At 65.7% G+C, this 15,050-nt stretch carries 10 protein-coding genes; 5 read left to right on the forward strand and 5 right to left on the reverse strand.

Annotation, left to right across the window (positions count from 1 at the left end; genetic code table 11):
• Positions 1–41: 41 nt before the first annotated feature.
• A complete protein-coding gene (phoR, locus tag AC1DHL_RS08880; RefSeq protein ID WP_478161755.1) occupies positions 42–1,376 on the forward strand; it encodes a phosphate regulon sensor histidine kinase PhoR in 1,335 nt (444 codons plus the stop codon).
• On the opposite strand, the gene AC1DHL_RS08885 is transcribed toward phoR, so the two are convergent.
• The 3 genes from AC1DHL_RS08885 to AC1DHL_RS08895 all read right to left on the reverse strand — a co-directional run bounded on the left by AC1DHL_RS08885 (position 1,360) and on the right by AC1DHL_RS08895 (position 4,765).
• Entirely contained in the window at positions 1,360–2,700 is a 1,341-nt protein-coding gene (locus tag AC1DHL_RS08885) for an MATE family efflux transporter (protein ID WP_478161756.1), read from the reverse strand. The genes phoR and AC1DHL_RS08885 overlap by 17 nt on opposite strands.
• The gene (locus tag AC1DHL_RS08890) at positions 2,693–4,420 is read right to left on the reverse strand and encodes a hypothetical protein (protein WP_478161757.1); all 1,728 of its coding nucleotides are present in this window, start codon (positions 4,418–4,420) and stop codon (positions 2,693–2,695) included. Before AC1DHL_RS08890 ends, AC1DHL_RS08885 begins: the two co-directional genes overlap by 8 nt.
• An 87-nt stretch (positions 4,421–4,507) precedes the next feature.
• Positions 4,508–4,765, reverse strand: coding sequence for a type B 50S ribosomal protein L31 (locus AC1DHL_RS08895; protein ID WP_478104079.1), 258 nt, complete (start codon positions 4,763–4,765; stop codon positions 4,508–4,510).
• Positions 4,766–4,917: 152 nt separating this feature from the next.
• Between AC1DHL_RS08895 and AC1DHL_RS08900 the strand changes: the two genes are divergently transcribed.
• Positions 4,918–5,979, forward strand: a complete 1,062-nt coding sequence (locus AC1DHL_RS08900) for an oxidoreductase (RefSeq protein ID WP_478161758.1) — start codon at positions 4,918–4,920, stop codon at positions 5,977–5,979.
• Here the strand turns inward: AC1DHL_RS08900 and rho are convergent, their stop codons facing one another.
• Together rho and trxA are read right to left on the reverse strand one after the other, a co-directional pair.
• Positions 5,980–7,245, reverse strand: a complete 1,266-nt coding sequence (gene rho / locus AC1DHL_RS08905; RefSeq protein WP_478104081.1) for a transcription termination factor Rho — start codon at positions 7,243–7,245, stop codon at positions 5,980–5,982. It lies immediately after the preceding gene.
• A gap of 183 nt (positions 7,246–7,428) precedes the next feature.
• Positions 7,429–7,761 carry a thioredoxin TrxA gene (gene trxA / locus AC1DHL_RS08910; protein ID WP_183023723.1) on the reverse strand — a complete coding sequence of 111 codons (333 nt, stop codon included), beginning with the start codon at positions 7,759–7,761 and terminating at the stop codon, positions 7,429–7,431.
• Positions 7,762–7,889: 128 nt separating this feature from the next.
• On the opposite strand from trxA, the gene AC1DHL_RS08915 reads away from it, so the two are divergent.
• The 3 genes from AC1DHL_RS08915 to AC1DHL_RS08925 are packed head-to-tail and all read left to right on the forward strand — an operon-like array spanning position 7,890 to position 14,925.
• Positions 7,890–10,442, forward strand: coding sequence for a PD-(D/E)XK nuclease family protein (locus tag AC1DHL_RS08915; protein WP_478161759.1), 2,553 nt, complete (start codon positions 7,890–7,892; stop codon positions 10,440–10,442).
• A complete protein-coding gene (locus AC1DHL_RS08920) occupies positions 10,439–13,690 on the forward strand; it encodes a UvrD-helicase domain-containing protein (protein ID WP_478161760.1) in 3,252 nt (1,083 codons plus the stop codon). Before AC1DHL_RS08915 ends, AC1DHL_RS08920 begins: the two co-directional genes overlap by 4 nt.
• Positions 13,687–14,925 carry a TIGR03862 family flavoprotein gene (locus tag AC1DHL_RS08925; RefSeq protein WP_478161761.1) on the forward strand — a complete coding sequence of 413 codons (1,239 nt, stop codon included), beginning with the start codon at positions 13,687–13,689 and terminating at the stop codon, positions 14,923–14,925. Before AC1DHL_RS08920 ends, AC1DHL_RS08925 begins: the two co-directional genes overlap by 4 nt.
• The last annotated feature ends 125 nt before the right edge of the window (positions 14,926–15,050 follow it).

The following is a 15,050-nucleotide window of genomic DNA, read 5'->3' on the forward strand; positions in this document are numbered from 1 at the left end:
GAAGGCTCGCCGGGCAAGACCGGGCGAGATAATGGACCTTCATGCCGTTTCGTATCGCGACTTTCCTGATCGCTTCGCTTGTCGGCGGCTGCGTTGCAGCGGCGTTCGGCTGGCGTTTCGTCTGGCTGGGTGCCTGGCTGGGCGTCGTCCTGTGGCTGCTGCTCGACGCCTGGCGCGCGCAGCGGCTTCTCGACGTTCTCCGGAAGGATGTTTCCGGGCTGCCGTCGCGCGGTCCCGGCGTCTGGGGCGAACTCGCTGAGCGCATCCGCAAGCTGCTGCGCGATCGCGAGAAGGAGACACAGCTAGCCGAGGAGCGCCTGCAGGAATTTCTGGCGGCCATCCAGGCCTCTCCCAACGGTGTGGTGCTGCTCGACCAGCAAGGACGCATCGAATGGTGCAACCAGACCGCGGCGGATCAGTTCGGCATCGATGCCGAGCGCGACCTGCTGCAGCATCTCGCCAACCTGGTCCGCGACCCGGCATTCGTCGCCTATCTGGCCTCGTGGAACTACAGCCGTGACGTCGTGATCGACGCGCCGTCGAAACTGCCGCACCGCAGCCATCCGGCGCGGCTTTCGGTGCAGGTCCATCCGTACGCCGGCAATCGCCGGATGCTGCTCACGCGCGACATCACTTCGCTCGAGCAGGCCGATGCCATGCGGCGCGATTTCGTCGCCAATGTCTCGCACGAGATCCGCACGCCGCTCACGGTGCTCGCCGGCTTCGTCGAGACCTTGCAGAACCTGCCCCTGGATGCCGAGGAGAGATCGCGCTATCTCGCACTCATGGGCCAGCAGTCCCATCGCATGGAAACGCTGGTCAACGACCTGCTGACCTTGTCGCGCCTCGAAGGAAGTGCGGCACCGCCGGCCAGCCGCTGGACCCGCATGCGGGCTCTCATGGCGCAATGCGAGGACGAGGGACGCGGGCTCTCGAGCCGTCTTTGCACGCAGGGCCATCAGTTGTCGTTCTCGATGGAGGCGGACACCGAGATCGCAGGCGCGCCGACCGAACTGCAGAGTGCGATGTCGAATCTGGTGACCAACGCAATCCGCTACACACCCGCCGGCGGCCAGGTGGCCGTCACCTGGCGCTTGCTTCCCGACGGGCGCGGCGAATACGCAGTGCGCGACAGCGGACCCGGCATCGCTGCCGAGCACATCCCGCGGCTGACCGAGCGCTTCTATCGCATCGATCGCAGCCGCTCGCGCGAGACCGGCGGCACCGGGCTCGGCCTTGCGATCGTGAAGCACATCGCGCAACGGCACGGGGCCGAATTGCGCATCGAGAGCACGGTCGGCAACGGTTCGCGCTTCGCGCTGGTGTTTCCGGTCACGCGGCTGCGACCGGCCGCGGCGGTCAGCGCGGTGGCCTGACGGTGCGAGCCAGCAGGATCAGAAAAAGCCCCGCGGTCAGGGACAGTGCCACGGCGCTCATGAGCCAGAAGGCCAGCGGCGAATGCATGGCCGTCCAGGGGCCGATGCCGCGATAGGCCAGCAGGTAGCTCCCGCCGAGTCCCATGCCCCAAAGCAGGGTGCAGTAGAGGATCAGCGGCATCACCGTGACGCGATAGCAACGCAGCACGAACACACACAGCGTCTGCACTGCATCGGCGAAGTGGTAGCCCGCGGTGACCAGCAGCAGCATTGCGCCGAGCGCGATCACGGCAGGGTTGCCAGAGTAGATGCCGGCGAGCTGCCATCGAAACAGGGCCATCGACGTTGCGAACAGCAGCGCGAGGCACACCGTCAATTCGAAGCCTTTGCGGCCCGCACGCCGCGCGAGCGCGTCATCGCCGGCGCCGAGCCAGAAACTGACGCGCGCACTCGTGGCGATGGAAAGCGACAGGGGCACCATGTACGCGACGGCCGTGAGGTTCGACGCGATCTGGTGTGCGGCCGAGGCCGTCGTGCCCAGGCGTGCGATGAAGAGCGCCATCAGCGTGAACGAAGTCACCTCGACCAGCACGGCCAGTCCGGCGGGGACGCCCAGCCGCGCGAACTGGCGCAACTGCGTCCAGTCCGGCGCCTCGATGTGCTGCCAGAAGCGGTATTCGCGATAGAACGGCTCGTTGTGAAGCAACCAGATCGCCGCGCCGAGCATCGTGTAGTTGACCACCAGCGTTGCCCATCCGCACCCGACCAGCCCCATGGCGGGCAGTCCGGCGCCGCCGAAGGTGAACCAGATCGACAAGGGGAGCTTGATGCCCAGTGACCCCAGTTGCAGCCACGTCACGAGCTGCGGTTTCCCAAGACCCTGGTTGAGCGTGCTGAACAGCCTGAACAGCAATGCGGGCGCCAATGCAAAGGCCAGCACACCCAGATAGGCCTCGACATCGCCTCGCATGCTCGCGGGCACTTCGGTCCAGCGAAGCATCGGCGCGGGAAAGAGCAGCACCGTCATCCCGAGGATGATCGCGGCGCCGCACAGGTAAAGCGACTGCCGGACCGACCGACCGACTTCCGACGTACGTTTCGCGCCGTGAAGCTCGGCCCATATGGGCAAGAGTGCCTGCAGCGCACCCATCAGGGAGACGAAAACGCTGATGAAGATCGCCGAGCCCACCGACAGGGCTGCAAGAGCGCCTTCGGCGTAGCGTCCGGCCACGATCGTGTCCGTGACACCGAAGGCCATGACGGCCAGTTGGCCGACCAGGACCGTCGCTGCATGGCGCGCGATCACACGCCGTTCGCTAGCCACCTGCGGGGGCAATCCGTTGATAGAGCAGCAAGTCGTCGGCCGGGCTGGTCGGGCGACGCAATGTGCCGATGAGGCGCCAGCCGTCGAGATTCACGACCTCGTGAAGGCGCGCGATCGCCACGGGGCCGACGAGCAGCCAGGGGCATGCCTGGCCGCCCAACAACGGTTGTACGTTGAAGTTGCCGTGATGGCGAAGTGCCGCGATATGGGGCCGGTCGAGTGCGAGCTCGGAGATGCAGTAGGGCTGTCCGACGCGCTCCGAGATCGCGCGGACCTGGGGCGCGTAGCTTCGGGCGTAGTCGAGCACTGGCAGCCACAGTGTCATCACGAGCGTCCAGCACAGGGCGGCGCCGCCGGCCGGCAGTACCAGTGTCTTCCATAGTGCCGCGCGATGGCGGCCGGTGCGCCATCTCACAAGCCACGCCCAGGCGAGCGTTGCAGTCACGGCGAAGATGAAGGCCACGACGGAAAGCTGCGGCACGAAGCCGGGCGCCAGCTTTGCAACGTTTGCCGCGGGCTTGGCCGGCACCCCGGTCTGCATCGCGATCCAGATCACCCAGATGGTGATGGCCGAACCGCTGAAGAACAGCAGCGTGAACCAGTCGATCAGCGCCGCCACGCTGCGTCTGAAAGTCGGGAGTGCGAACGCGGCCAATGTGGCAAATGCGGGCAAGCCCAGCAATAGCGAGCGCTCGGAAAAATTGGTGGTCCAAGTGGCGAGCAAGGGAACGACAACGAACCACAAGGGCAGGGCTACATGCCGCGCCGTAAGCTGACGACGCCAGCGCCACAGTGTCCAGATGGCAAGTGGCCATGCCGGCCAGGTGAACCAAAGCAGCAGCTTGGCTTGGTCGCGCACCTCTTGAATGATGCGGTGGCCGGGCAGATCGATCTTCCATTGCAGCAGGCCCAGCGCGGCGGCCAGTATCACTGCCAGCAGCGTGGCGCCGAACACGGCGACGATGGCTCCCGTTGTGTAGACGGGTTCGGAGTCCGTAGGCTGGTCTGCTGCGCCGCGCCTGCGCTCTTCGATGAGGATGACACCGCAGCCGATGCCCAGCGCAAGTCCGACAGTCGGGCCGCCGCTCAGGGTCATGCCAACGGTGCCGATGAGGAGGACCACGAAAGCGCCGACGCGCCGATATGGCAGCGCGGCAACGCCATAGAACAGCAGGGAGGCGAAAAAGAGTTGGGCGAGCGCCGGCGTGGTCTCGTGCCCCAGTTGGGCTAGCCCAAGGCAGGCGATCAGCGCCAGCAAGGCACCGTCGGCAATCGCGCGCGCGTAGTCGGTCGGCTGTGCCTCGCCTCCGAAGGCGAACGCCACTGGTTGTGCGCGCGAGGTGCGGGCCAGGTAGTAGGCCGCGTACCAGGTGGCGGCGAAGGTGCCTGCGAGGAGGAGTGCGAAGGCGATCCGCACGGCGAGATCGGGGTTGATCCATGCGGGCGCGAACTTGATGGCCCAGGCGCCGATCCAGTAGGGAATCAGCGCCGGCGTCTCGGGACGCAACCCGAGCAGCATGGGGTCGAACCATCGTGCGATGCCCTCCGTGGTGCGCGCCAATTCCGCCATGTACCCGAATGCGGTGATGTCGGCGCTCTTCCAGGGACCGCGGCCTAGCAGGCCGGGCATCAGGTAGGCCGCGCACAGCATCAGCAATGCAATGCGCGGCAGACGGCGCACAGCGCTCTGGGCAACGATTGCGGGCGTCGGCTGGTTCAACGGCGGAGGAGGGGGAAAGGGAAGTCGGTTGAAAAGAAAAAGGGCAGCGCGGTGACCCGGGCTGCCCTCGACACGGAAGCGCCTTCCTTACTTGGAGGCAGTCTTGCCGAAGCGGTTGCGGAATTTCTCGACGCGGCCGCCCATGTTGTCGACCGACTTTTGCGTGCCGGTATAGAAGGGGTGCGATTCGCTCGACGTATCGAGCTTGTAGAGAGGCAGTTCACGACCGTCGTCGGTCTTGCCCATTTCCTTGGTGTTCGCGCACGAACGGGTCACGAACTTGAAGCCGTTCGACAGGTCGACGAACAGAACTTCGCGGTAGTTCGGGTGAATGCCTTCTTTCATGATCTTTCCTTTGGTCGATGCGAGAGCCACAAATCCGCCATTCATGATTGACCCACGTTGACGGAAGACGCGGCACAACGCCGCGCTGCACTTTTCGCGAAGCCCGCAATTATCGCATACTGGTCCCTTTTAGCGCCAGAGGCCCATTTCACATGCCCCCACCCACCTTGCGCGCCGGCCTTGTCGGCTACGGATTTGCGGGTCAGACCTTCCATGCCCCGGTGATTTCTGCCGTTCCCGGTCTTGAACTGGGTGCTGTCGCGAGTTCGCAGCCCCACAAGGTTCATGCGGATTGGCCCGGCGTGGACGTGGTTCCAGACGTCGAAGCGCTGTTGAGCCGAGCCGATATCGATCTGGTCGTGGTCGCGACCCCCAATGCCCAGCACCATCCGGTAGCCAAGGCCGCGCTGGCTGCAGGCAAGCATGTGGTGGTGGACAAGCCCTTCACCCTGGACGCCACCCAGGCGCGCGAACTCGCCGCTCTGGCGGCGAGCAACAGCCGCGTGCTGTCGGTCTACCAGAATCGCCGTCTCGACTCGGATTTCCTGACCTTGCGAGAGGTCCTGGCAAGCGGTGAACTGGGCCGGCCGGTGTACTTCGAGTCGCACTTTGATCGCTACCGACCCGAAGTGCGCGCACGCTGGCGCGAGCAGCCCGTGCCGGGCGCAGGCCTTTGGGTGGATCTGGGCTCGCATCTGCTCGACCAGACAATCCAGTTGTTTGGACGGCCCGATACGCTGCAACTCGACAGCGCCGTCTTGCGTGACGGGGCGTTGGTCGAAGACTATTTCCATGCGGTGCTCCGCTACGAAACCGGCTCGCATGCGCCGCTGCGCGTGATTCTGCACGCGACCACGCTGGCCGCGCATGCGGCGCCGCGCTACATCCTGCACGGCGTGCGCGGAAGCTACGTCAAGCGCGGAGTCGATCCACAGGAAGATGCATTGCGTGCCGGCGGACGGCCGACGGATGCGGCTTGGGGTGCCGATCCGATCGACGGCGAACTCTCGATATCGGCAAGCGACGGCCGCGTACAGACGCGGAAGCTGCCCACGCGTGCGGGCAACTACGTCGACTACTACGTCGCAGTGCGCGATGCCATTCTCGGAAAGGGCCCGAATCCGGTCACGCCGGACCAGGCGGTCGAACTCATGGAGTTGCTCGACCTCGGTCGTCAGAGCGCAGCCGAAGGGCGCGCCTTGTCGGCTCGCTGATCAGCCGCCGCGACGCATCATGTCGAAGAACTCGACATTGGTCTTGGTGGCCTTCATGTTCTTGAGCATGAGTTCCATCGCCTCGATCTCGTCCATGTTGTACATGAGCTGGCGAAGGATCCGAGTCTTCTGAAGAATCTCGGGCGGCAACAGCAGTTCTTCGCGACGAGTGCCGCTGCGGTTGAGCTGGATCGAGGGGAACACGCGTTTCTCGTAGAGGCGGCGGTCCAGGTGGATTTCGGAGTTGCCCGTGCCCTTGAACTCTTCGAAGATCACTTCGTCCATGCGGCTACCGGTGTCGATCAGGGCCGTGCCGATGATCGTGAGCGAGCCGCCTTCTTCGACGTTGCGTGCGGCGCCGAGGAAGCGCTTGGGGCGCTGCAGGGCGTTCGAGTCCACACCACCGGTCAGCACCTTGCCCGATGAAGGCACCACATTGTTGTAGGCGCGGGCAAGGCGGGTGATCGAGTCGAGCAGGATCACTACGTCCTTCTTGAGTTCGACCAGCCGCTTGGCGCGCTCGATCACCATTTCGGCGACATGCACGTGGCGGGCCGCCGGTTCGTCGAAGGTCGACGCGATGACTTCGCCCTTCACGGTGCGCTGCATCTCCGTCACTTCTTCAGGCCGCTCGTCCACGAGCAGCACCATCATGTGCACCTCGGGGTAGTTGGCGCTGATCGCGTGGGCCATGTGCTGCATCATGACCGTCTTGCCGCTCTTGGGCGGGGCCACCAGCAGGGCGCGCTGGCCTTTGCCGATGGGCGCAATGATGTCGATGATGCGGCCGGTGATGTTCTCGTCGCCCTTGAAGTTGTCGCGTTCCAGGCGCATCAGCTGCTTGGGAAACAGCGGCGTCAGGTTCTCGAACATCACCTTGTGCTTGTTCGCTTCGGGGAGGCCGTCGTTGACCTTGTCGAGCTTGGTCAGCGCGAAATAGCGTTCGCCGTCCTTGGGCGTGCGCACCTCGCCTTCGATCATGTCGCCGGTGTGCAGATTGAATCGGCGCACCTGGCTGGGCGAGATGTAGATATCGTCCGTGCTGGCGGTGAAGCTGGTGTCGGGACTGCGCAGGAAGCCGAAGCCGTCCGGCAGGATCTCGAGTACACCGTCGGCAAAAACCTGCTCGCCGGCCTTTGCGCGCTTCTTGATGATCGCGAACATCAGCTCCTGCTTGCGCATTCGGCCGACGTTTTCGATCTCAAGGGCTTCGGCCTGCTTGAGGACTTCGGACACGTGGAGTGCCTTGAGTTCGTTTAAGTGCATGGAACGACCCCTTGCGGGGATAGCTGTCAAAACGAGGAGGGGGAGGTTTGATGTGAGGCGAGAAATGCCTCACAAACCGGGGAACTCGAACCGGGTACCTGAAAGGGCCGGTGATCTGTGGGGAATTATGACAGGAAAAAAGAAAGCTGCCGACGCATTGCGCGACGGCAGCAGGGAGACCGGTTAAGCGAGTTGCTGGTCGATGAAGGCGGTCAACTGCGCCTTGCTCATCGCACCGACCTTGGTGGCGGCCAATTGGCCGTCCTTGAACAGCATGAGCGTCGGGATGCCGCGGATGCCGAACTTGGCGGGGATGTCGCGGTTCTCGTCGACGTTCATCTTGGCGATCTGCAGCTTGCCTTCGTAGGTGCTCGAGACCTCGTCGAGGATAGGGGCGATCATCTTGCAAGGACCGCACCATTCGGCCCAGTAGTCCACCAGGACAGGCTTGCCGGACTTGAGCACGTCGGCTTCGAAAGAAGAGTCGGAGATGTGTTTGATGAGGTCGCTGGCCATGGATGTGTCCTTCTGCGCGGAGAGTTTCGGTGCAGCTAAAGTGCGGGTCATTGTGACAGAAACCAAGTATCGGCGTGGTCCGCGGGAAAGCTATGGCGCCGATAGCCCACGCCCTTTCAGAACACCCCATGCCTCCTGTTGAGCGCCACCCCGCGCATGCGCTCTGGTGCGACCCGGATCGCGGCCTCGTCTGCCGGATCTCGCGCGTGCTGGCCGAGCGCGGCCTGCATCCTTCGCGTACCGTGGTCCTCGTGCCGTACGCGCAACTCATGCAGGTCGCGCGCAGCATGTGGGTCGCGCACGGCGCTTCGGGATTCGCCCCCCGCTTCGAGACCACGCGCAACTGGGCACGGAGCGTGGGCGGCTTCGTGCCTGATGCCGATGACATTGCATTCGACATGGCGCGCGACCTGATCACGGCGCAGTCGCTGCTGGTTCGTGCCGGGTTTTCGGCGTCGCGCAACGCACTGGCGGGAAGGCTGGTCGACATCGCGCTTCAGTTGGCGCCGCTGGCAGCGGCCGAACTGCCGGAGGAGCGCACCGCATGGGCCGAACGGGTCCGCGGAGCGATCGACGCGGGCAGGGGGTCCGAATGGTTCAACATGGAAAGCGCGTTGAACGGCATCGCGCTCGCCTGGGCAGCGAGTTCGGGCTACGCAACTGATGTGCTGTTTTCGGACGCCGCACGGGCGCAGGTCGATCAGTTGATCGTGCTCGACGGCCTGCAAGCCGACCCGCTCAGCCGAAAGCTTGACAGTCTTTTCGGCGAGCGCTCCATGCGTTTGCCGCTCGCGACGGCGAATGCGCCGGGGTGCATCGCCAGCCTGCATGCGGCCGCCGATCCGGAAGACGAGGCAGAGCGCGCAGCGGCGTGTGTAGTGCGTCACCTGTCGGAAGACCACGCGCCGGTCGCGTTGGTGGCGACCGACCGCGCACTGACGCGCCGCATCAGTGCGCATCTCGTGTCGCGGGGGGTGATCCTTCGCGATGAAACCGGCTGGAAATTGTCGACCACGCGAGCCGCCGCCAACCTGATGAGCGCGCTGCGCGCCTGTGCCCACGATGCCGGCAGCGACCAGGTGCTGGATTGGCTCAAGCACGCCGGGGCCTTCGACTACCGCGAGGTCCTGTTGCTCGAATCGCGGCTGCGCGATCGCGGAATGCGCGAATGGCGCACTTGGCGGTCGTTCGTCGCAGCCAGCACGAAGCCGCAAGACCTCGAACTCCTGGTCTTCACTGACAAGGTTGAAGCGGCGCGCGGTGCGCTGGTCCGCGCGCGGCCGCTCGGGGAGTGGCTCGCGGCCACACGTGAGCTGCTGGAAACCAGTGGCCAGTGGCCTGTGCTGGTGGGCGATGTGGCCGGAATCGAAGTCATTGCCGCCCTGTACCTGGACGCCGAGGAAGGCGAAATTCGTGGTGCGCGCTGCACGCTGGCCGAGTTCACGGCCTGGGCCCGCGATGTGTTGGAAGCGGCGAGTTTCGTGCACGTGCCCGCTGACATCGACGCGCCGCAGGTGGTCATTCTGCCGCTGCATCAACTGCTCGGACGTGCATTTGCCGCCGTCGTGGTGCCCGGCTGTGATGACCAGCGCCTACCGGCCTCGCCGGAGCCGCCGGGCGACTGGAGCGCCTCGCAGCGCGCTGCGCTGTCATTGCCGTCGCGCGAGGCGCTGGAGGCGGCGCAGCGGTCGGCGTGGGCCATCGCGTTGGGTGCGCCGTACTGTGATGTCCTATGGCGTCAGTTCGACGCCAGCGGCGAACCCGTGCGGCCGAGCCCGCTCGTTCAGATGCTGCATCTGGGCCATGCGGGCGAGGGCGCCGCAGATCCACGCCGACCAGTGCAATTCCCGGCGCGGCCGACGCCGCATCCATTGCCTCGCGGCGATGCGCTCATGCCAGCGACGTTGTCCTCCACCGCCTACGAGGACCTGCGCCGATGCCCGTACAGATTCTTCGCCATGCGCCAGTTGGGTCTGCGCAGCAGCGACGAGTTGGACGCCGAGGTCGACAAGCGCGACTTCGGCAACTGGCTGCATGCCGTGCTGGGGCATTTCCATGAGGCGCTGAAGGCCGATCCGACATCCGACCTCCAGGTTCGGCGGGCAATGATGGCAGCCGCGGGAGCGCAGGCGACCAGCGAGTTCGGCCTGTCGGAAGCCGAGTTCCTGCCTTTTGCTGCCGCGTGGCCCGCGGTGCGCGACGGCTATCTGACCTGGCTCGCCGGGCACGAGGCGGCCGAGGGGGCGGTCTTCGTCGAATCCGAGCCATGGAAGGAAGTGCCCCTCGGCCGCGTGAGGTTGATTGGCCGTCTGGATCGTGTCGACTCCGTTCCCGACGGAAGGGCCTTCGTGATCGACTACAAGACCGAATCCGCCGACAAGACGCGCGATCGCATCAAGGACCCGTCCGAAGATACTCAACTCGCGTTCTACGCCGCGCTCTTTCCTGACGACAGCTTGCGCGCGGCCTATGTCAACGTCGGCGAAAAGGCCTCCGGCACGCGCACCTTCGAGCAAACGGACGTCGTGACGGCGCGCGACGCGCTGGTCGCCGGCGTGATGGACGATCTTGCCCGTATCGCCGACGGTGCGGCGCTGCCCGCGCTTGGTGAGGGGCCGGTCTGCGAGCACTGCGCCGCGCGCGGCCTGTGTCGGAAAGACTTCTGGGAGGAGCCGGCATGACCGCACCGGCCTACGAACACAACGGCGCGCACGTCACCCGCGAACGCTTCTATGCGATCGCGTGCGACCCGCGCCGCTCCGTCGCGGTGGAAGCCTGCGCCGGCGCAGGCAAGACCTGGATGCTGGTGTCGCGCATCCTGCGCGCGCTGTTGGACGAGGGCGAGGGCGCCTGCGCGCCGCACGAGATCCTGGCGATCACCTTCACGAAGAAGGCGGCCGGCGAAATGCGAGAGCGCCTCGACCAATGGCTGGAAAAGTTCGCTCAGCAGCCTGTGGCCGAACTGGTGCCCGAACTTGTGATGCGCGGCATGACGCGCGCCGCCGCCGAAGCCGCCGCCCCACGCCTGCAAGGCCTGTACCGAGAGCTTCTTGCGGGCGGCCGGCCGGTGCAGTTTCGTACCTTCCACGCGTGGTTCGCCGGCCTGCTGCGAAGCGCTCCCGTCGCCGTTCTCGAACGGCTGTGCTTGCCGGCCAACTATCAACTGTTGGAAGACGATGCTGAGGCGCGGATGCGCGTCTGGCGTCCGTTCCATTCGGCCGTCGCGGCGGATGAAGATGCCTCGGCCGACTACTGCGCCCTGGTCGCGACGCACGGCCGCTCGCAGACCGCCAAGGCACTGGACGAAGCGCTCACGCGCCGCGTCGAGTTCGTGCTCGCCGATGCGCACGATGCGGTGGATCCGGCCGTTACGCCGATGGCCAGGATGTATCCCGCCTTTGCGGGCGCCGAATCGCCGGAAGACGTGTTGCTGCACGACCCGGCATGGCGCGGCGCATTGCTGGCGGCAGCCCGCGCGTTGGGCCGGGCGAGCGCGCCAACGTTCTCGCGGCGAGGCGTCGAGCTCGAACAGTCGGTGACAGAAGGCCAGGCCGCGGGCGTGCTCGACGCGCTCCTTACGCAGAAGGGCGAGCCGCGCAAGTTCAGCGAAAAGCTCGCCGGCCTTGACGATGTGCGCGCTGCACAGGAGCGCGTTTTGCAGTACTGCGCCGCGCAGGCCCAGCACGATGCGTGGCTCTACCAGCAACGAATGACGAGGCTGACGCGCTTGCTGATCGCCTGCTTCGCGGAAGTGAAGGTCTCGAATGGCTGGGTCGACATGAACGATGTCGAACAGGCTGCGCATCTGCTCCTGGGCAACGCGGAACTCTGGGGCTGGATTCAGGAGCGGCTGGACGCGCGGGTGCGCCATCTGCTCATCGACGAGTTCCAGGACACCAACCCGCTGCAATGGCAGGCGCTCAACGGCTGGCTCGGCAGCTATGCCGGAGCGGGTGGGCGCAGGCCCGGCGTCTTCATCGTCGGCGATCCGAAGCAGAGCATCTATCGCTTCCGGCGCGCGGAGCCGCAGGTCTTCATCGCCGCCAAGCAGTTCGTCCAGCAAGGGTTGAACGGCGACCTGCTCAACTGCGATCACACGCACCGCAATGCGCAAGCGGTGATTGGGCTGGTCAACGCGACCATGCAGGATGCGCAGCGGGCCGGCGAGTTCAGTGGATTCCGCGATCACACGACAGAGTCGAGCGTGCCGGGTCACATCCGCAAGCTGCCGTTGATCGAACGCGACGCGATTGCAAGCGTTCCGGCGCCCGACGACGCAACGACGGACGGTGCGCTGCCCTGGCGCGACAGCCTCACCACGCCGCGTGTCCTGCCGGAAGAAAAGCTGCTGCAGAAGGAATGCGAACAGGCGGCTCGCTGGATCGCAGGGCGCATCGCAGGCGGGCTCGCGCCGAGCCGGATCATGGTGCTGGCGCGGCGCCGCAGCCGGCTGGCCGTGATGCAGGATGAGTTGCGCAAGCTGCACATCGCCGTCCAGCAGCCGGAAAAGAACGAACTGAACGACGCGCCGGAAGTGCAAGACGTGGTCGCGCTCATCGATGCGCTGGTGTCGACGGACCACGACCTGTCGCTCGCGCGGACGCTGAAATCGCCCTTGTTCGGGCTCGACGATGACGCGCTGGTGCAGATCGCGCTGAAGCAACGCGAATTGCGGAAGAACTGGTTCGACGTGCTGCAGATGCCGGAGCAACCCACACCGCTCGCCGGAATCGGCGCAAGACTGCGGAAGTGGCAGCGGTGGCTGGACACTTTGCCGCCACACGACGCGTTGAGCGCGATCTATCACGATGCCAACGTCCTCTCGACCTTCGCTGCGGCGGCGCCGACGGCCATGCGGGCCAGCGTGCTCGCCAATCTGCGTGGCCTGCTGGCGGCATCGCTCGAGCTCGACGGCGCGCGTTTCGCAACTCCCTACGGCCTGGTGCGTGCATTGCGCGCCGGAGGTGTCAGGGCGCCTTCGGTGGCTGTCACCGATGCTGTTCAATTGCTGACTGTCCATGGCGCCAAGGGCTTGGAGGCGGAATTGGTGCTGCTTCTGGATACCGACACCTCGGCGCAGCGCGCGCAAACCATGGGCGTCCTCGTGAAGTGGCCGGGCCATGCCGTCGCGCCCGAGCGCTTCGTGTTCATGGCGAGCGAAAAGAATCCGCCCGCATGCTCGACCGAAGATCTTGCGCAGGAGCAGGCCGCAAGACACCGCGAGGAAATCAATGCGCTCTACGTCGCGACGACCCGCGCGAGGACTGAACTGGTCGTCTCTGCTGTCGCCGCCGCGCGATCCAGCGGCCAAAGCTGGTGGGCGCGGCTGGAAGCACGCAGCGAGCCGGTGGACGATGTGGCACCCGTGGCAGCAGCCGTTTCCGCCGCATCTGCGCCGGTCGAATTCGAGATGCTGGAGATGCCCGCCTTGGCGACGGCCGATGAGCGGCACCCCGTCATACATCAGGTCCGTGATGCCGAGACACGCGCTTCGGCGCTCGGGCAGGCGATGCACCGGTTGCTCGAATGGGCCCAGCCGGGCGCTCCGCTGCCGACCGAACACGTGCGTGCAGCAGCGCGTGAATTCGCGCTTGACCTGCACGCCACGCGTGCCGCTGCCGCACTGGCGGAGCGTATACGTGCCGGTGCAGGCGCCTGGGCATGGGACGCCCAAGCGCTGGACTGGCACGGCAACGAAGTCACCTTGATCCATGAAGGCCAGACGCTGCGCATCGATCGCCTGGTGCGCCATCGCAAGAGCGGCGCGTGGTGGGTGCTCGACTACAAGTCCGCCGCGCGCCCCGAACGCGACGCAGCCTTGATGGCTCAACTGAGCCGCTATCGCGATGCGGTACAAGAGGCTTATCCCGGCGAGACTGTCCGCGCCGCATTCCTGACCGGGCAGGGCGAACTGGTGACACTCGAATGATTCAAGAAAAAAACGTTGCCGTGGTCGGCGGTGGTCCCGCCGGATTGATGGCGGCTGAAGTGCTCAGTGCGCGCGGTATGCAGGTGCATCTCTACGATGCCATGCCGTCCGTCGGGCGCAAGTTCCTGCTCGCGGGCCGTGGTGGCCTGAACCTCACGCATTCCGAGCCGTTCGACAAGTTCGTCGAGCGTTTTGGCGAACGCCGCACCCAGGTCGAGGCCTTGCTTCGTCGATTCGGTCCTGATGCACTGTGCGATTGGGCGCATGGACTGGGTATCGAGACCTTCGTCGGTACATCCGGCCGGGTGTTTCCGAAAGACATGAAGGCCGCACCGCTGCTGCGCGCGTGGTTGCACCGTCTGAGGCAGGCCGGCGTGCAGTTCCATATGCGCCATCGCTGGCTCGGATGGACCGACACCGCAGCGCCAGCGACTTCGTTGCGATTTGCGACGTCCGCTGGCGAGATCACTTCGCAGCATGACGCGGTGGTGCTCGCGCTCGGCGGTGCCAGTTGGTCGCGGCTCGGTTCCGATGGCGCGTGGGCGCCCTGGCTTGTGGATCGCGGCGTGGATGTTGCGCCGTTGCTACCGGCCAATTGCGGCTTCGATCTCGCTTGGACGCCTTACTTTGCCGAGCGCTTCGCTGGCGTGCCCTTCAAGTCGGTGGCCGTCTCGTTCGTCGACGCGCAAGGTCGCCGCTTCGCGCGAAAGGGCGAGTTCGTCGCGACTGCCACCGGGATCGAAGGCAGCCTCGTCTACGCCGCCTCGGCGATGTTGCGCGACGAGATCGCCCAGAACGGCAGTGCCACGCTGCTGCTCGACTTGTTGCCTGATCGCAGCCCGGAACAGGTGCGGGCGGCCGTATCGCATCCCCGCGGCTCGCGCTCGGTGGCGAGCCACCTGAAGAGTCGGCTGGGGCTGGAAGGCATCAAGATGGCCGTGCTGCACGAAGTGCTCACGCGCGACGACATGCATTCGCCCGAAAAGCTGACCGAGACGATCAAGGCCGTGCCGCTCCGGCTCGTTGCGCCGAGGCCCATCGACGAGGCCATCAGTACTGCCGGCGGCGTCCGCTTCGAGGCGCTCGACGGCCATCTGATGAGCAGCGTGCTACCGGGGGTGTTCTTTGCCGGCGAGATGCTCGACTGGGAGGCTCCCACCGGCGGCTATTTGCTGACCGCCAGCATGGCCAGCGGCGCGATGGCTGCGGACGGCGTGCTAAAGCGTTGCGCGTAGGGCCGCAACCTGATCGCGGCCTTCAATGGCGCGACGGCTGCCAGTGCTGGACAGTGGTCGCGATCACCCGGGCTGCCTGTTCCCTGATGCTCCGGACGCCCGAGCCCTCGCGCGCGACCGGAAAG

Source organism: Variovorax sp. 10L426, from assembly GCF_056395305.1.